This is a genomic window from Streptomyces sp. NPDC057654 (assembly GCF_042800135.1).
In the GTDB taxonomy this organism is placed as follows: domain Bacteria; phylum Actinomycetota; class Actinomycetes; order Streptomycetales; family Streptomycetaceae; genus Streptomyces.
On record NZ_JBHVHQ010000002.1, the window covers coordinates 65,501 to 82,978 of the forward strand.

The following is a 17,478-nucleotide window of genomic DNA, read 5'->3' on the forward strand; positions in this document are numbered from 1 at the left end:
GAAAAAGGGGGTAGGGATGCCGAGCACGTCAACCGGGGGACCGGCGGGAGCGTCGCCGCTCACGCCGGAGGAGGACCTTCTCCAGCGGGTCCGTCAGGTCCCGCAGACCTTCGAGACGGCGACGTCCTACGAGGTCCGGGACGAACTGGGCGAGCTCATCCGTCGTGATCTGCTCGGCCCCTGGGAGGGCTCCGAAGAGAAGTTCGACCCGCGGGCGGCAGGCCCGCGCGACCGGTACCTGGTCGGCATGCTGGGGCCCAAGCGGAACCTGGCGAACTCGCTCGCCCCTGTCTACGAACAGATCGACGACGATTCCGACGGAGAAGGAGACGGCACCGACCACATCCCCCCGGAGAGGCTCACCACGCAGAACGCGGGCCGCATGTGGGCCTCCTCGATGGGCATGATGTTCGCCGTCCACGCCGAGGCCGGGGCCGACGTGATCGGTGTGCGCGTTCGTTGGGGCCGGTACCACAAGACGCAGGTGTCGGCCGAGGACAGTGCCACTCGTACGACCTGGACCCGCCGACAGTTCGAGAAGGACGTGGAGGTCCGGCTCGACGGCCCGGCACGCCAGCGACTGCCGCTCACCGCGAGCGATCCGGAAGCTCCGGGCGTGCGCCTGGAGGTCGATGTGCGGGAGCGGCCCGGAGCGATCAGGGTGGTCGAACTCGCCTTGGTCAACGCCCAGGACGAGCCCGCACAGAACAAGGACCGCGCCTGGCTCTTCCAGACCGAGCTGCGGGCCACCGCCCTCGATGGAGCCGCGGCTGTCTTCGAACCCATCTCCGACGCGCTGCACGAGGACGCCGAAGCAACGGGTGAGGACACGACCGACAGCGAGGAGCCTCGCCTCGCCCTGCTCTATCGCAACCAGCTCAAGCACGCCGCAGGTCGTAACGTCGCTGTCGACGCGCTGGTGGGGCGGGGACAGCGGCGGGCCCACCGGCTCACCACCAACTGGCTCCCCGTTCACGACGTACCGGCCACCGTCGCCCCGACGGGCGAGAATGCCACATACCTGGCCGGCCTCGAACTGTCGATGGACGAGCTCGCCGAGCTCCCAGCCGACCGGCTGGCCGTCGCCCTCGCGCCCCTCGCCGAGGGCTATAGCGCATGGCTTGAGGAACAGCGGGCCCGAGTGGGGGAGCTGCCGCCCGGCATGCGGGCCACCGCGCTGAACGCCGTGGAACAGGCCGATGGAGTGGCCGCGCGGATCACGTTCGGCGTGGACTTGCTCTCCGACCCTGAACACCCCGAAGCGCTCGAAGCCTTCCGGTTCGCCAACCGTGCCATGGCCCTCCAGCGTCGGCACACCGCCATCGCCGCACTGCGCGAGCGCGAAGGCATCGGCTTCGCGCAGGCGAATGCGCGCATCGACGAACAGGGCGCTGTGGCCGCCTCCTGGCGTCCGTTCCAACTGGCCTTCGTCCTGCTCAACTTACGCGCGCTCACGATCCCCACCCTCACGGAGCGGGAAGCCGGGCCGGACGCCACCGTAGACCTGCTGTTCTTCCCCACCGGCGGGGGCAAGACCGAGGCATACCTGGGCCTGGCCGCCTTCGCCTTCGCCATCCGCAGGCTCCAGGGAACGTTCGGGGAGGGTGCCGGGGCCCGCGGCGGCGAGGCCGGAGTGGCCGTCCTCATGCGATACACGCTGCGGCTGCTCACCGCGCAGCAGTTCCAGCGTGCCGCCGCGCTGGTATGCGCCGCCGAGGTGCTGCGCCGCGAGGCGTACGACGCAGGCGACACCCGGTGGGGCGACACCCCGTTCCGGATCGGACTCTGGGTTGGCGGGGCCGTCTCGCCCAACCGCTACGAGGAGGCCGCCCAGCAGATCGCCGAAGCCAAGGAAGCAGGCGCGGGCCGAGGCGCCAAGGTGCTCCAGACGCGCACCTGCCCCTGGTGCGGCACCGCGCTGAGCGCTCAGCGCGACCTCCACCCCGACGACACCCTGCGCCGAGTGCTGCTCTACTGCGCCAACGGGGAGGGCAAGAACGCATGCCCGTTCTCCCGGCGGCGCGCGGCCGGAGAAGGGCTTCCCATCCTCACCGTGGACGAGGAGATCTACCGCCTCATCCCCAGCCTGCTGATCGCCACCGTGGACAAACTCGCCCAGCTGCCCTGGCGCGGCCACGCGGGCATGCTCTTCGGCCGGGTCACCGAGCTCTGCCCCCGCCACGGCTACCGCCACGCCGATCTCGACGCGCGTACCTCCTGCGGCAAGACCCACAACGCCAAGGGGAGATACGCGGCGGTCGCCAGCCGCCCCGTCGACCGGCTGCGCCCGCCGGACCTCATCGTCCAGGACGAACTGCACCTGATCTCCGGCGCACTCGGCACCACCGTCGGCCTGTTCGAAGCAGCCGTCGACGAGCTCTGTACCTGGCCCGCTCCCGACGGCCGCGGCGGCAGCCGCCCCGTCGGCCCCAAGATCGTGGCCTCCACCGCGACGACAAAACGGGCCGCCGGCCAGATCCGCGGCGTCTTCGCCCGCCAGGCGGCGATCTTCCCGCCGCAGGTGGTCGATGTCGAGGACACCTTCTTCTCCCAGCAGATCTCCGTCACCCCCGCTGCCCCCGGCCGCCGCTACCTGGGTATCTGCGCTCACGGCGTGCGCATGAAGCAGGCCGAGATCCGTGTCGCCGAGATCCTCGTCCTGGCCGGGCAGACCCTTTTCGACCGGTACGGGGCCCCCGCCGACCCGTATATGACGCTGGTCGGCTACTTCAACGCCACCCGCGAACTCGCCGGGATGCGCCGCTTCCTGGACGACGACATCGCCACTCGAGTGCGCGTCCACGGCACCCGCAAGGGCCTGTCCAACCGGTTGCTGCGCCGCACCGACATGCTCTCGGTCCAGGAACTGACCTCCCGTATCTCCTCCGCCGACATCACCGAGGTGCTCGCCCGACTGGAGATCGGCTTCGACGACGAACTGGACACCACGGTCCGCAGGCAGGCCCTTGTCGATGAACTGAAGGCCTCCGCACAGCGCAAACAGCGTCTCGACACCTCAAGACTGGGCCTGCGCAACGAGGGCAACGGCGCGTTGGACGCCGTGATCGCCACGTCCATGCTCCAGGTCGGCGTCGACATCTCCCGGATCGGCCTGATGCTGATGGTCGGCCAGCCCAAGCACACGGCCTCCTATGTCCAGGCGTCCTCCCGCGTCGGCCGCGACGTCACACGGCCCGGCCTCGTCGTCACCCTCTACAACTGGACGCGCCCGCGCGACCTCGCCCACTTCGAGACCTTCGCCCACTACCACGCCACCTTCTACCGGGAGGTCGAGGCGCTCTCGGTCACCCCCTTCGCCCGCCGCTCCTTGGACCGCACGACGGCAGCCGCGTGGATCGCCGCCATCCGCAACACGGACGTCGGCCATTCCGGTAACGCGGATGCCTACGACGTGGACCTCGACGGCCCCGTCGCGCGTCAGGTCACCGAACGGTTCCTCGCGCGCGCCGAGACCGTGGCCGGCGAGCGGGCCCGTGACTACCTCGCCGAGCGCATCGACACCCTCAAGGAGGCGTGGACCCGTCGCAAGCAGGCCGGCTCACGCCTCGGCTACGAGGAAGGGAGATGGCAGCGGCAGCAGCTCACCGGTCTGCTCGAAAAGGCCACCGGGGCGAAATGGGGCGAGCTCACGGTCTCCCAGTCGATGCGCGAGACGGAGAATGAGATCAACCTGCTGCTCCCCGGCCACGGACTCTTCGATGTCGTAGGCGGAGTGCCACCCTGGAACTATCCCGGTGGCCAGGGCCCGGATGACGGTGATTCCGCCGAGGACACCCCGGAGGGCGACGAGACCGGCGTCCTCCTGGACAACAAGCCGCAGGGTGTGTCCGGATCGCACGGGAAGGAGGCGCGCTCATGACGGGCCCCCAGTACCGCCGCCGGGTCGGCTCCGTACGCCCCAGCCATCTGATGTTCACAGGGGGCGTCGGCTCACTCGTGGACCTGCCCAACTTCGCGGTCCTGGTCCGGGGGATCGACGACTGGAACTACGACGCCGTTCCCGGATGGGCCGATCTCAAGGAACCCCGCCTCCTATGGGCTGTCAACAGCCTCATCGCCGCGCCCAACAGCCCCCATCAGGTGACCCAGTTGCGCCCGGCGCCGTGGATGGACGGCACCGACCGCGACCCCAATGGCCCCGCGGCCAAGGTCGGTGTCCCAGTCCTCCCGTTCCCCCAATGGCTGCGCTGCACCGCCTGCAACGAACTCGGGGCCCTGGACTCCAGTAACTTCCGCTTCGAGAACGACAAACCCCGCCGCCCCGACAAAGCCCGCTTCTTCCACGCGGACTGCACCGCCAAGCGCAAGGGCAAGCCCCCGCTCGCCGTCGCAGCCCGCTTCGTCCTCGTCTGCCAGGCCGGCCACCTCGACGACTTCCCGTATACGACCTTCGTGCACCGCGGCGGCAGCTGTCCGGCGGCGAGCCACGCACGCCTCCAGATGCTCGACCACGGAGGCAACCAGGCAGCCAACGTAAAGATCAAATGTCTGAAGTGCAGCAAAGAACGCAACATCAGGGACGCGATGGGGCCGCGCGGCGAGGCCAATCTTCCGTCCTGCCGGGGGCGTCACCCGCACCTGTCCACCTTCGATCCGGTCGGCTGCGGACACCGTCCGAAGCCGCTCGTGATCGGCGCCTCCAACCAGTGGTTCGCGCAGACGCTGAGCGTTCTCGCCGTGCCGCCGACCCGAGGCAGCGCATTGCAAGGAGAGGTGGAGAAGCTCTGGGACACTCTCCAGAACGCCACCGAGCTGCCCCTGTTGCAGATGGTCTGGAACCTTCCGCAGTTCCAGGTGCTCCACCAGTGGACGCAGGACAAAGTCCTGGCCGCGGTACAGGAGCACCGCGCGTCCGTGGCGGCGAGCCCGGCCACGGCGCCCACCACCACGTACCCCGACCTTCTCACCCCGGAATGGGAGATCTTCACAAGCCCCGACATCCCTGCCCCCACGGAGGACTTCGCGCTGCGGGACATCGAGGTCCCTCCCGCGCTCGGCGGAATGTTCTCCCACATCGTCCAAGCCGAGCGGCTCCGCGAAGTGCGCGCCTTGGTCGGCTTCACCCGGCTCGACGCGCCGGACCCCGAGGACCCGACCCTCGTCGCCCGAGCCCCCCTCTCCCGGAACCGGACGCCTGCCTGGGTCCCGGCGGGAGAAGTGCGCGGCGAGGGAATCTTCCTGCGGCTGCCCGAGCCGCTGGTCGCCGACTGGGAGCAGCGGGTCGCCGGATCCGAGGAGCTCGCCGCACATCGCGATGCCTACGCGGAGTTCCGCCGCAACCGCTACTCCGGCCGGATCCAGGAGAACGACGACCCGCTACGAGGCTGGCCCGGCGCCCGGTACATCGCCCTGCACACCCTGTCCCACCTTGTCATCCGGGCCATCTCCCTGGAATGCGGTTACTCCTCCGCCAGCCTCTCCGAACGGATCTACGCGGGGCGGTCGGGTGACCCGCGGGCCGGCATCCTGATCTACACGGCCGTTCCGGACGCGGAAGGGACCCTCGGCGGCCTCGCCTCGCTCGCCGAACCCGAGGAGTTCGTCCGCATCGTGCGCCGTGCCCTCACCGATGCCCGGCACTGCTCCTCGGACCCGCTGTGCGCCGAACGCCTGCCCCACCCTCCGCACGAGGACTTCCTGCACGGAGCCGCCTGTCACGTGTGCCTTTTCGTCTCGGAGACGACCTGCGAACGCGGCAACCGCTTCCTTGACCGCCGGTTCATCGTGCCCATCGGCGATCCGAGTCTGGTCCTCACCCAGGACGTCAAATGAGCCGTGCGGCGTTCCGGGAGGCCGCGGCCCAGGCGCGTACGGCCGTGGGAACGCAGGCGGTCAGGGCTCTCGCCGAGGGCATCGCCGAGGGGCGGACCCGAGCCGCGCTGCTTTCCCTGCGCTCGGTCCCGGGCTTCGCCGAGGCGGCGGCCGCCGTCGTGGACGCGGTCACCGCGGACCGGATACCCGCCCGTGAGGCGGCGGCCTATCTGGAGGGCCTGGCGGAGGGGCATGCGCTGCGCGCCGCCGAGCAACAGGTCTCCCTCGTCTGGAGCGGTCCTTCCTCCCACCGGGTCCCGGTCCGTTCGACCGGTCTGGCACTACTGGAACTGATCGACAAGTCCCGTCGGGAACTCCTGCTCATGTCGTACTCGGCGAAGCCCTACCCACCGCTCGTCCGGGCGCTGACCGCTGCCGCACAGCGGGCCGTGATCATCGATGTAGTGGTCGAGACGCTGGAGGGCGCGGGTAGCGCACTCGCGGGAGCAGAGCCGGCCTCGGCGTTCACGGGGGTCCCCGGCATCCGCATCTGGCATTGGCCCGTGGGTAGGCGGAGAGATCCGGGAGCCAAGACCCACGCGAAACTGGCCGTCGCCGACAGCCGAATCCTGCTGGTCACCAGCGCCAATTTCACCCAGTCCGGGGTCGATCGCAATATCGAGGCCGGAGCACTGATCCGTGGAGGGACTACCCCCTCGCGCACGGCCGAACACGTCCGGGAACTCCAACGCGAGGGCACTCTGCAGCGGTTCCACTGAAATTCAGGGGGCGGTTGAGGGAAGCGGCATGTGGATGGTGGGTTCGTCGGTGTCGGGGGTGAACTGGGTCGGGGCGGGTCAGGTCGGGTCGGTGTCGTGTGCGGGGGATCAGGCCTCCGGGAACCCGTACCCCGTCCAACTCTCGATCACCCGGTTGCGGATGTCGGCCGGGAAGGAGTTGTGGAACGAGGCGGTGAGGCCCCTGGTGGTGCCGTGGAATTGTTCGGGGAGGAGGCAGCTGGTGATGGATTTGCCGCCGTGGCCGGTGCGGTTCTCTTCTTCGATGAGGTAGGGGACCAAGGGGATGCCGGGGGCCTCGGGGTAGAGGTAGGTGCCGGTTGTGGGGTGGTGGCGGGTGGCCAGGGCCCAGGTGAGTTGGGTGATGTCGGTGATGTCTATGTCGTCGGCGACGAGGATGACCTTGGGTACCAGCCAGCCTGTGTGGCTGTTGAAGAGGACCTCGGCCACCGCGTCGGACAGTTGGCGTTCCGTCATGTGCAGTTCGGCCAGGCGACGGATGTCGATGGAGACGACGATCCAGCAGGTGGCGGCCTCGTACGAGCACCAGGCCAGGGTGATGGGGAGGCCGCTGGAGCGGAGCAGGTCCAGGCTCGCGGCCGAGATCATGGTGCCCCAGATGGTGTGGTTCTCCTCCGGGGGGACGCCCGCCACGCAGATCGGGAGGATCGGGTCGTCGCGGAACGTCACCGTCTCCACATGGAAGACCGGCTGCGGCTTGCTGTCGGCGAACGCGTAGCCGTGGTACTCGCCCATCGGGCCCTCGGGAGCCGTCTCATCAGGGCTGATGTAACCCTCCAGCACGATTTCCGCGTTGGCCGGGACGTAGAGGCCGTTCGTCTCGGTGCGCACCACCTCCACCGGGCTGCCGGTCAGCGCGCCCACGTAGCCGTCCTCGTTCACCTCGGCCGGCAGCGGCATCCCGGCCGCGGCCAGGGCCGCCGGCGGGGCGCCGAGGACCATGGCCCAGGGGGTGCGTTCGCCCCGTTCGCGCCACATCTGGTGGATCATGCCGAGGTGCTGCTGCGGCATGGCCGGGCCGACCAGGGTGTTCCGCCCGTGCAGCATGGCGCGGCTCACGGACCAGCTCGTCCAGCGCTCGTCGGGGGTGCGTACGACGTGGAAGCCGTAGGTGCCGAAGTACCGGCCGCCGTCCTGCTCGTGGAGCAGCGGCACGGGAAAACGTTCCAGGTCCACGTCGTCGCCGGTGAGGACGTTCTCCTTGCACGGGCCTGTCTCCACCACGCGCGGAACTACAGGGTCCGCCTTCATCGCGGAGATCAGTCTCTCCAGCAGTTCTCTTGGTGTGGTGTCGCGCTGGAGGCCGAAGTGGGCCGCCAGCCTCGCGTACGGGGCTGTCCGCGACGCGCTCAGCCCGGCGGGCGCGCCCAGGATCCGGCAGCCCGGAGCGCCCTCCGTCAGGGTGCTGAACAGCGGTGCGGAGCTCCTCGTGTCGTACGCGCGCCGGGTGATGGCCCCGGCCTCCAGCGTCGGGCTGATCGGCTCCCGGATGTCCACCGCGTCCCCGGTCGCCAGCAAGTCCGTTACGAAATCTCGGAAGTTCAGGGCACTGCCTCGCTGCGCCTGGCTCGGCTGGTGTGTTAGGTGCTTTTGGTGTATTTGATGCTTCATTTCTCGGCCCCTCTCTCTTCGAGTGATGCGAACGCGTCGTTGGCCGGCGGTTCTTGCCCGGTCCGGCCCATGCCCTGCCAGCGCTTGGCGTTCGGCATCTCCAGACCGAACTGGTCGAGAACCCGCGCGACGATGTGGCCGACCAAGTCGTCGATGGTCGACGGCCGGTTGTAGAACGCGGGCACCGGCGGCATCATCACCGCACCCATCCGCGCCAGCTCGTACATGTTCTTCAGGTGCACGGCCGACAACGGCGTCTCCCGCGCCACCAGAACCAGTGGGCGCCGCTCCTTGAGCGTCACGTCGGCGGCGCGCGCGATGAGGCCCTCGCCGTAACCCGTGTTGACGGCGGCCAGCGTCTTCATGCTGCACGGGACGACGATCATGCCGTCCACCTGGAACGATCCGCTGGAGATCGACGCGCCCTGGTCGTCCGGGCTGTGGTACTCCGACGCCAGCGCCCGTACGTCGCGCAGCGAGCGGCCGGTCTCCTGGGCGAGCGTCGCGCGGGCCCAGCGGCTGACGACGAGGTGGGTCTCGACGTCCAGTTCCCGCAGGGCCTCCAGCAGGCGCACTCCGATGGGCGCGCCGGTGGCTCCGGTCATCGCGACGACCAGGCGCTTCCTCATGTCGGCCTCCCTTCGTCTCATCTCGCTATCAGAGGCGGCTCGGTTCACTACACAGAGTTATTCCGTCTGCGTCCTATTTCCTCAAGCTATAGTACGTGTACGTCCTAATCAACCGCGACCGAGGTGGGAACGATGGCGATGGCGATGCCGAAGGCGCATGGGGACAGGGCCTCGGACTCTCGCTCTCTGCTCGACGCGATCGGCGGCGTCGGCCCCCTGGCCCGCCGACTGAACCAGGTGCACACCCGGCTCTGGTACGAGCAGGTGGACTCGGATCTCACCGGGCCGCAGTTCACCGTGTTGAGCCTGCTGAGCGAGCGGGGCGTCACGGATCAGGGCACGCTCGGCGCGCTCGCCCATCTCGACAAGTCGACCGCCGCCCCGCTGCTCGAACGGCTGCGCCGGCGCGGCCTGGTGGAGCTCGCCAAGGATGAGCGTGATCGGCGGCGCAAGCTCGTGAGCCTCACGGAGGAGGGGCGCGAACTGGCCGTTCGGCTGGCCCCCGCCGTCCTCGCGGTCAACGAGCAGATGCTCGCCCCGTTCTCCGACGCGGAACGGGAGCAGTTCCTGGGGCTGCTGCGCCGCGCGGTTCAGGGAGCTGAGCGTTAGCCGGGCTCGCCGCCGAATTGTTGAGGGCCATTGGGGGCTGTTGGGGGCTGGAGTCAGGCGCTTTCACCGGTGGGGTGCCGTGGCGTGTTCCCGTGCCGCAGGAGTCCTCGGCAGTGGGCCAGGAAGCCCGTAAGCGTGAGTTCGAAGGCCTGGTCTGCGCGCGCCGGGCCCGCCCTGCCCCCTTGACCGTCATGGCGGGCGTCGCCCCGTCGGCCATCAGCACCGGCGGCATCGGCGCGCCCGCCGGATACCTCCTCGCCGGCCCTCGCCCTCTTCGCTGTCGGCTGCACCACGATGACCCGGCACGTGCTCGGACTGGCCGATCGTGCACTACGACCCGCGCGAGGTACTCGCCACCGCTCGCCTGCGCCGGCTGCCGGGCCGCCCGGAGACCGCCCCCGTCCTGGCCGAGCAGGCGCTCGCGCGCTGGACCGCCCGGGCTGATGGCCATCGAACTCGAAGGCTGCACGTCGCACGCCGCGCTCGCGGTGGGGGAGGAGGACGTCGCCGGGCGGATCGCACCGGGGTACCGGGCCGACATGACGGCCCTCGCCGTCGATCCCGTCGCCGCGCCCGCCGACGAGGTGGGGGAGGCGCCCGTCACCTTGACGATGACCGGGGGACGGTCGTACACCGCGGGGGTGTGTGACATCGCCGCACCGTCCCCGGCCGTGTTATTCAAGTGCGGTGACGACTCCCCTGATACCGGACCGCCGCCCTTTCGGCGCGGTGCTGTGCGACCTCGACAACGTGATCCGCCACTACGACACGAGCCGGCTGGCGGAAAGGGAACGCGCCGCCGGGCTCGCGGAGGGCACGACCGCGAAAGTGGCCTTCGAGCCCGCGACGGACCTGCCGATGCTGCTCGGCGAGATCGGCGAGGAAGAGTGGATCGAATCCATCGCGCTCGGCCTTTCCGGGCAGGTGTCGCCGGAACTCGCTCGTGAATTGGCCACGACGCTGCTCGGTTCGCCGTTTTCGGTGGACGAGGAGGTGGTGGCCCTGCTGCGCCGCGTACGGACGCACGTACCGCTGGTCCTGGTCACGAACGCGACGACGCGGCTGGAGGACGACCTGTTGACCATGGGGCTGGACGACCTCGCGGACCACGTCGTCAGCAGCGCCCGCGTGAGGCTCGTGAAGCCGGATCGCGAGATCTACGAGCTCGCCGCGGCGCGAGCGGGCGTCGCCGTGGAGCGGTGCCTTTTCGTCGACGACCGGCTGGAGAACGTGGAGGCCGCGGTCGCCCTCGGAATGACCGGCGTGCATTTCCGCGAATCGGCGGATCTGCGGGCGGCGGTGGGCGGATTGCTGGGGGACTGAGCCGGCCGGACGGAGGTATGGCGGTTCGGGGCTCGGGGGCTCGGGGGCTCGCGCGGCTCGGAGGCACGTGGCCGAGGGCGGGGTGGACCGCATCGGAGCAGAAGATCGGATACGCAGGCTTCCCCCGACGATCATGAATCCGCATACTTCGGAAAGGGAAGCCCGAACTCCTCTTACCGCCGCGGACGTTGCCCGCTCGCACCACAGGAGAAGCGCGTGTCTGATGCACAACCCGATGTCGCCACCGAATCCGTCGGCGTCGCCGTCGCCGTCGACGGTTACCCCGGCTCGCCGAGCGTACGAGCCGGGGAGACCCTGCGGCTGCACGTATCGACGCGCGCTGAACAATTCAGGGCCGACTTCTTCCGTTGCGGCGCCTCCGTTCGCCATATGGGTGCGATGCACGGGACAGGCCGCTATGCGCCTCCTCGCGGGCAGGACGACGACTGGGGGTGGCCCGGCCATGACTTCGACATACCGGAGGAGTGGCCGTCGGGGGTGTACGTCGTGGTGCTGAGGCCGTACGACGGCGGTTCGAGCGCGGAAAGTCCGTACACCGATACCCCTCCCTCAGCCGAGGAACTCGACGCCCGCCACTCCCGCCTGCTGTTCGTCGTCACGGCCCGCGAGCCCGCCCGTGCCACGAACATCCTCTACAAAGTCCCGGTCTTCACTTACCACGCGTACAACATCAGCGGCGGCGGCAGCCTGTACGGGCCGGTCGACCCCGACGACCCCGCCCCGCACACCGGCACCGTGACCGTCTCCCTGCGGCGTCCTGGCGGCGGGATCGGCGGACCGGTCAAGGGGCGTCCGGACCCCCATGACCCGCGGACGCCGCGCCAGACCTTCGCGCACTGGGACGCCCCCTTCATCGCCTGGCTCGAAGGGGCGGGAGTCACCGCCGACTACTGCACCGACCTCGACCTGCACGAGTCGCCCGGTATCTCCGACCGCTACCAGCTGCTGATATCCGTCGGACACGACGAGTACTGGAGCGCGCGCGTCCGCGACAACGTCACCGCCTTCCGCGACCGGGGCGGCAACATCGCGCTGTTCGGGGCGAATACGTGCTGGTGGCGGGTGGAGGTGTCGGACGGCGGTACAGCCGTACGGTGCGCCAAGTACCCGCCGGGTGTCCCGCGCGGGGCCGACGTCGACCAGATGCGCGGCGCGCCGGACCACTGGTGGGAGACGGAACCCGAGAACACCCTGACCGGTGTCAGCTACCGCAACGCGGGCGGGCACTGGGAAGGCCCCCGGGCGCCACTGGGCTTCACGGTCCAGGGCACCGACCACAAGATATTCGCGGACACCGATCTGCATGACGGGGACGTTCTCGGGGCGGAGCACCGCCTGGTGGGATATGAATGCGACGGTGCTGCGTATATACGCGACGGCCTCGGGCGGGCCGTGGCGACCGGCAAGGACGGCACCCCCGCCGACTTCGCCATCCTCGGCGTCGCCGACCTCCCCCAGGAACCGGCCGCCGGCTGGCACAGCGCCGCCCGCGAGGACCCCGCCCCGGAACGCGCCGCCACGTTCGGGCTCTACACCCAGGGCGGCACGGTCTTCACGGCGGCCACCACGGACTGGCCGCGCGTCCTGCCGCTCGACGCGCGGGTGCGCGCCATCACCGGCAACGTGATCACCTTGCTGTCCTGAAGGCTGCCGAGGGACAGGAGTCAGCGGTGGCAGGGCGGGTCGTAGGAAAGCTGCGGAAGGTACTGCTTCCACTGCTGCCGGGAGGGGGAACCGGCGTACGCGCAGATGCGCTTCGCGGCGCTGCCGGCGTCCATCGACCACAACCGCACCGTGTGATCGGCCGAGGCGCTGACGAGCGTGCGTCCGTCCGGGCTGAAAGCGACCGCGTTGACGGTGTTGGTGTGGCCGGTGAGCGGGGCTCCGGACTGTGCCGATTTCGACGTGTTCCACAGCCGGACCGTCCTGTCGGCGCTGCCGCTGGCGAGACGCCCGTCCCGGCTGAACGCGACCGATTCGACGGCGTCGAAGTGGCCGGTGATGGGACCGTCGACGCGAGTGGGGTGAGCAGGGTCGGCCACGCCCCAGAGCCGTAACGACCTGTCCACGCTGCCGCTGGCGAGCGTGCGTCCGTCCGGTCCGAACGCCACGGTGTTGACGTAGGCGTCGGTGTGCCCGACGAGAGGCCGGCCGCGGCCGGGTCGGGTGGGCCCGGACATATCCCACAGCCATGCCTTCCAATCGGCGCTCGAACAGGCCAGTTCGCGACCGTCCGGACTGAATGCCACGGAGCTGACGGCGTCTTCGGGCCCGGTGAGGGGGCTGCCGAGACCGGTGGGGCGGGTCGGGTCGGATACGTCCCACAGCCGTACGGTCTTGTCGTCTCCGGCAGTGGCGAGGGTGCGTCCGTGCGGGCTGAACGCCACCGTCCTGACGGCTTCGCCTCCGGGGCCGGACGCGTCGAGCCGGACGGGATCGCCCCGGCGGCCGGTCAGGTCCCATAGCCACGCCCTGCCGTCGCGGCCGACCGCGGCGAGCGCGTGTGCGTCGGCGCTGAACGCGACCGAGGCGACGCCGCCCGTATGGCCGTCGAGATCGCCGGTCGGGGCGGGGCGGGCCGGGTCGGCCACGTTCCACAGCCGTATCGCACCGTCATCTCCAGCAGTGGCGAGGGTGTGCCCGACCAGGGTGAACGCGATGGTGTTGACGGCACCGGTGTGCACGGTCAGCACCGTGTTCGGCAGATTCCACAGCCGCACCGCCCCATCGGTGCCGGCGGTGGCCAGCGTGTGCCCGTCGCGGTTGAACGCGACCCCGTTGATGGTGTTGGTGTGGCCGGTGAGGGGTGTGCCGAGCTGGGTGGGGTGGGCCGGGTCGGCGACGTCCCACAGCCGTGCCGCTTGATCGAACCCGACGCTGACCAGCGTCTGACCGTCCGGGCCGAACGCGACCGAACTGATGGCGTTGGTATGGCCGGTGAGGGGGTCGCCGAGGCTGGTGGGGTGGGCCGGGTCGGCAACATCCCAGAGCCGCACCGTGCCATCGCCGCTGCCGCTCGCCAGCGTGTGCCCGACCGGCCTGAACGCGACCGAGGTCACGGGGGCGCGGTGGCCGGTGAGGGGCTCGCCGAGACTGGCTGGGCGGGCCGGGTCGGATACGTCCCACAGCCGCACCGTGTGGTCGCCCCGGCCGTCGGCCAATGTGTGTCCGTCCGGGCTGAACGCGACCGAGAAGACGACGCCGGTATGGTCGGCGAGGGGGTCACCGAGGCTGGTGGGGCGGGCGGGGTCCGCTATGTCCCACAGCCGCACCGTGTTGTCCACGCTGCCGGTGGCCATCGTGTGCTCGTCCGGGCTGAAGGCGATCGCCCTGACGTCATGGGTGTGGCCGGTGAGGGGGGCGCCGAGGCTGGTGGGGTGGGCCGCGTCGGACATGTCCCACAGCCGTATGGTCTTGTCGAGACTGCCGGTGGCGAGGACACGTCCGTCCCGGCTGAACGCCACGGCCCTGATCGCTTTGGAATGGGCCTTCAAGGGTTTGCCGAGGTCGGTGGGGTGGGCCTTGTCGGCCACGTTCCACAGTCGCACTGTCCCGTTTCCGCGGCCGCTCGCCAGCGTGCGCCCGTTCGGGCTGAACGCCACCGCGTTGACCGCGCCTGCCTTGTCGGCCAGGGCGGTCGACAGCGGAGTATTCGCGTCGCTCAGCAGCCGTGTGTACGCGTCGGCCGTGGGCTTGCGCCGGTAGGCGGTGAGGTCGAGTTGCGCCGCGAGCGACGGGTCGGTCTCGCGGAGGCTGTCGGCTTCCGCCCTGAGCTGGTTGAGGATGGCGATGTTGCGTTGGTCCTGCGCGGCGGAGCGCTCCACGAACGCGTACGCCGCCGCGCCCGTGGCGAGCAGGGCCAGGACGGACAGGACGGCGATCACGGTGCGCCGTACCCGCGCGGCGCGGCGGTGCTGGCGGAGGGAGGCGGCGAGGAAGAGGGTCGCGGTGGTGCTGGGGCCGTCGGCGGGCGCGGCGTCGGCCCATTGGCCGGCCGATTCCAGTCGGCTGCCCCGGTAGAGCAGCCCGGCGTCGCGGTCCGCGCGCCGCCACCCGGCGGCGGCGTCTTCCAACTCCTGGCGGACGATATTGCCCGGCCGGTCGGCGTCGATCCACTGGCGCAGCCGGGGCCAGGCGCGCAGCAGGGCCTCGTGGGTGAGGGTCACCTGGTCCGCGCCGCGCGTCAGCAGGCGGGCCTGGGTGAAGGACGCGATCACCTCGGCTGCCCGGTCGGGGGCGCGGCTGTGGGCGAGCAGGGTCTCGTACGGCATCGGGCGGCGGACGTCCTCGGTCCCCTCGCCGATCTTGACGAGGCTCAGGAGCAGACGGCGGGCCGTTTGCCGGCCGGGCTCGTCGAGGCGGTCGTAGAGCTGGTCGGCGGTGTTGGCGAGCGCGTGGGCGATGCCGCCGGTGCTCTGGTAGCCGTCGACGGTGAGGACGGTGCCGTGCCGCTGTTGCCAGGTCGCGCGTAGCGCGTGGGCCAGCAGCGGCAGCCGCTCGGCCGCGTACCGGCCGCCGCCCGCGCCCGTGCCCCCGCCCGCTCCGGAGGCGTCGGCCGCCGTGGGCCCGGTCAGGGCGGTGAGGTCGCGTAACAACACCTCGATCAGGCCCGGTTCGACCTCCAGGCCCACGGCGCGGGCCGGGTACAGGATCGCCTCGCGCACGCCGGACTCGGTCATGGGCCCGATGAACAGCTGCCGGTCCTGGAGGGCGGCTTGCAGCTGGGGGTGGGCGGCGCACTGCGTGTAGAAGTCCGACCGCAGGCCGAGCACGACGAGTCCGGCGGGTCCTTCGCCCGGCGTGGCGTCGGCGTCGGCGATGGCGGTGAGTATGTCCAGGAACCGGCGCAGCGTCGGCGGCTCCGCGCGGAGGGTGAAGAGCTCTTCGAGCTGGTCGACCACGATGACGCAGCGAGGGGCTTGAGGGTTCTCGCCCTGCTGCCGCAGGAGGGCGGCGCGCAGGACCGCCGCGGTGTACTCCGCTCCGAACGCCATGGCCTGGGCCATGTAGTGCGCGGGCGCCCCGGTGATATGCGCGAGCTGTTCGGCGAGCGCCGTCAGCGGGGCGGCCGTGGGGCTGAAGACCGCGCACGGCCACCGCGCCGAACCGGACAGTCGGCCGTCGGCGACGGCGGGCAGGAGGCCCGCCCGGAGCAGGGAGGACTTGCCGGTGCCCGACGGCGCGACGAGGATCTGCGGTCCGCCCTCGCGCGTCTGCCGGTCGAGTCGGTCCAGCAGGGCGGCGACCAGTTGGCCGCGCCCGAAGAACCAGTCGGCCTGCTCGGCCCCGAAGGCCACCAGGCCCGGGTACGGGCATACGTGCGCACCGACGGAAGGCACAGCCCGTCGGGCGCCGCGTACACCGTCCACGAAGTGCAGGTGCAGATCCCGCTCCGTGACGGTGATGTACTGGTCTCCGACGGCCTGATAGATCCGCGCTTGCTGCGAGGCGTGGGCGTGGAGGTGCGGGCCTTCCTCGTCGTGCGGGCGCTCTCCGGAACCGGACGGGGTGCTCATCGCTCGGTGATGTGCTGGTCCCGGCCCGCCTGGTAGACGCGCCCGTGCCCGGAGGCGGAGGCCTTCATGACGAGCGACTCGACGCGGGCCTGCTCAGGGGCGGGTAGCGCCGGGGTGAGCTCGTCGTCCAGCAGGGTCCGCAGCTCCTGGGCGAGTCGCGGGTCGGCCCGCAGCAGCCGCTCCAGCCGGACCTGCCAGTCCGAGACCAGTGCCCCCTCGCCCTCCGCGTCGTGCGCCTGCCGCGCGGCCAGCACCTGGGGGCGGACCTGGGCGAGCGCCGCGTCCACCTCCTCGGCCTCCTCCGGCCGCACCCGCCGCCACCACGCGACGACGCCGCTCCGAGCGGCCTGCCACGCATCCGTGGCCATCGCCCCCACCACGGCCGTCCCGGCCGCCAACACCAGCGCGTCCATCCCCGCCCCCTTGCACTCACGTGCGTGCCGACGTCAACTACCGTACGCATTAGGGGTATTGGATGTCAGTGCTGCGGAAGGTCGATACCGGGGCCGTCCACAGCTCCCTGCAAGTGGCAGTTGCTACCCACAGGGGTGGTTTGGGGGGTGCGCGCGTCTATAGGGGAGCGGGTACGGGCACGGTTTCGCCGTCGCTGTTTCCCGTACGCATCCCTGGGAGTCGCTTGTGTTCGACGGTATCCGTGTCCCGCGCTCGTATCCGAAGGTTCGCGCTGTGGCGTCGGCTCTGGCTGTTGTCGGGCTGGCCTGTGTGGCGCTCGCGCCGGGTAGTGCGTCGGCGAAGGTGGGGGATCGCAATGGGACGATCAAGCTGGGGTATGCGAAGGGGTATTGCCTGGCGAATAAGACGGATACACCGCAGGTCAGTGTCGCCGGGTGTAATGGTAAGCGGAACCAGGCGTGGCTGGTGTCGGCCGTCGGCAGTCGCAATGGGACGATCAAGCTGGGGTACGCGCAGTCGTACTGTCTCCAGGGCGACAAGGGCACGGGCAAGGTCCACACCGCCGCGTGCAACGGCAAGCAGAACCAGGCGTGGCTGGTGTCGGCGTCCGGCACGCCCAACGGGACGATCAAGCTGGGGTATGCCCAGGGGTACTGCCTGACCAATGACAAGGGCACGTCGAAGGCCCGGCTCGGTTCGTGCGACGGTACGCAGAGTCAGGCGTGGCTGGTGTCCTGAACGTGGCGGTGCGCCGCGACCATCAGG

The 17,478-nt window shown here is 70.4% G+C and carries 11 protein-coding genes and 1 pseudogene; 8 read left to right on the forward strand and 4 right to left on the reverse strand.

The window, feature by feature from the left end; translation table 11 throughout:
* Window positions 1-16: 16 nt before the first annotated feature.
* From drmA to drmC, 3 genes are read left to right on the forward strand one after another with little or no spacing between them, the layout of a single operon-like run.
* Window positions 17-3,880 carry a DISARM system helicase DrmA gene (drmA, locus tag ACFU99_RS00530; protein ID WP_384383641.1) on the forward strand — a complete coding sequence of 1,288 codons (3,864 nt, stop codon included), beginning with the start codon at window positions 17-19 and terminating at the stop codon, window positions 3,878-3,880.
* Complete coding sequence (gene drmB, locus ACFU99_RS00535) at window positions 3,877-5,793, forward strand: DrmB family protein (RefSeq protein ID WP_384383644.1); 1,917 nt, start codon at window positions 3,877-3,879, stop codon at window positions 5,791-5,793. Before drmA ends, drmB begins: the two co-directional genes overlap by 4 nt.
* Window positions 5,790-6,551: a DISARM system phospholipase D-like protein DrmC gene (gene drmC, locus ACFU99_RS00540; protein ID WP_384383647.1), complete on the forward strand. Its 762-nt coding sequence runs from the start codon at window positions 5,790-5,792 to the stop codon at window positions 6,549-6,551. The genes drmB and drmC overlap by 4 nt, the downstream gene beginning before the upstream one ends.
* 108 nt (window positions 6,552-6,659) lie before the next feature.
* Here the strand turns inward: drmC and ACFU99_RS00545 are convergent, their stop codons facing one another.
* Both ACFU99_RS00545 and ACFU99_RS00550 read right to left on the reverse strand, forming a co-directional pair.
* The gene (locus ACFU99_RS00545; RefSeq protein WP_384383650.1) at window positions 6,660-8,108 is read right to left on the reverse strand and encodes a UbiD family decarboxylase; all 1,449 of its coding nucleotides are present in this window, start codon (window positions 8,106-8,108) and stop codon (window positions 6,660-6,662) included.
* 89 nt (window positions 8,109-8,197) lie between these two features.
* Window positions 8,198-8,830, reverse strand: a complete 633-nt coding sequence (locus ACFU99_RS00550) for a UbiX family flavin prenyltransferase (protein ID WP_384383653.1) — start codon at window positions 8,828-8,830, stop codon at window positions 8,198-8,200.
* Window positions 8,831-8,962: 132 nt separating this feature from the next.
* Here ACFU99_RS00550 and ACFU99_RS00555 point away from each other — a divergent pair, with 132 nt between their 5' ends.
* The 4 genes and pseudogenes from ACFU99_RS00555 to ACFU99_RS00570 all read left to right on the forward strand — a co-directional run bounded on the left by ACFU99_RS00555 (window position 8,963) and on the right by ACFU99_RS00570 (window position 12,427).
* Entirely contained in the window at window positions 8,963-9,439 is a 477-nt protein-coding gene (locus ACFU99_RS00555) for a MarR family winged helix-turn-helix transcriptional regulator (protein ID WP_384383656.1), read from the forward strand.
* Between the two features lie 310 nt (window positions 9,440-9,749).
* Window positions 9,750-10,088: pseudogene (locus ACFU99_RS00560) on the forward strand (amidohydrolase family protein); the annotation flags it as partial.
* Between the two features lie 38 nt (window positions 10,089-10,126).
* A complete protein-coding gene (locus tag ACFU99_RS00565) occupies window positions 10,127-10,762 on the forward strand; it encodes an HAD family hydrolase (RefSeq protein WP_384383678.1) in 636 nt (211 codons plus the stop codon).
* Window positions 10,763-10,978: 216 nt separating this feature from the next.
* Complete coding sequence (locus ACFU99_RS00570) at window positions 10,979-12,427, forward strand: N,N-dimethylformamidase beta subunit family domain-containing protein (protein ID WP_384383659.1); 1,449 nt, start codon at window positions 10,979-10,981, stop codon at window positions 12,425-12,427.
* 20 nt (window positions 12,428-12,447) lie between these two features.
* Here the strand turns inward: ACFU99_RS00570 and ACFU99_RS00575 are convergent, their stop codons facing one another.
* Together ACFU99_RS00575 and ACFU99_RS00580 are read right to left on the reverse strand one after the other, a co-directional pair.
* Window positions 12,448-16,299 (reverse strand): hypothetical protein, encoded by a 3,852-nt coding sequence (locus ACFU99_RS00575; protein ID WP_384383662.1) that lies wholly within the window; start codon window positions 16,297-16,299, stop codon window positions 12,448-12,450.
* On the reverse strand, window positions 16,296-16,712 hold the full coding sequence (locus ACFU99_RS00580; RefSeq protein WP_384383665.1) for a hypothetical protein: 417 nt from the start codon (window positions 16,710-16,712) through the stop codon (window positions 16,296-16,298). Before ACFU99_RS00580 ends, ACFU99_RS00575 begins: the two co-directional genes overlap by 4 nt.
* 226 nt (window positions 16,713-16,938) lie before the next feature.
* On the opposite strand from ACFU99_RS00580, the gene ACFU99_RS00585 reads away from it, so the two are divergent.
* On the forward strand, window positions 16,939-17,451 hold the full coding sequence (locus ACFU99_RS00585; protein ID WP_384383667.1) for a ricin-type beta-trefoil lectin domain protein: 513 nt from the start codon (window positions 16,939-16,941) through the stop codon (window positions 17,449-17,451).
* Window positions 17,452-17,478: the final 27 nt, after the last annotated feature.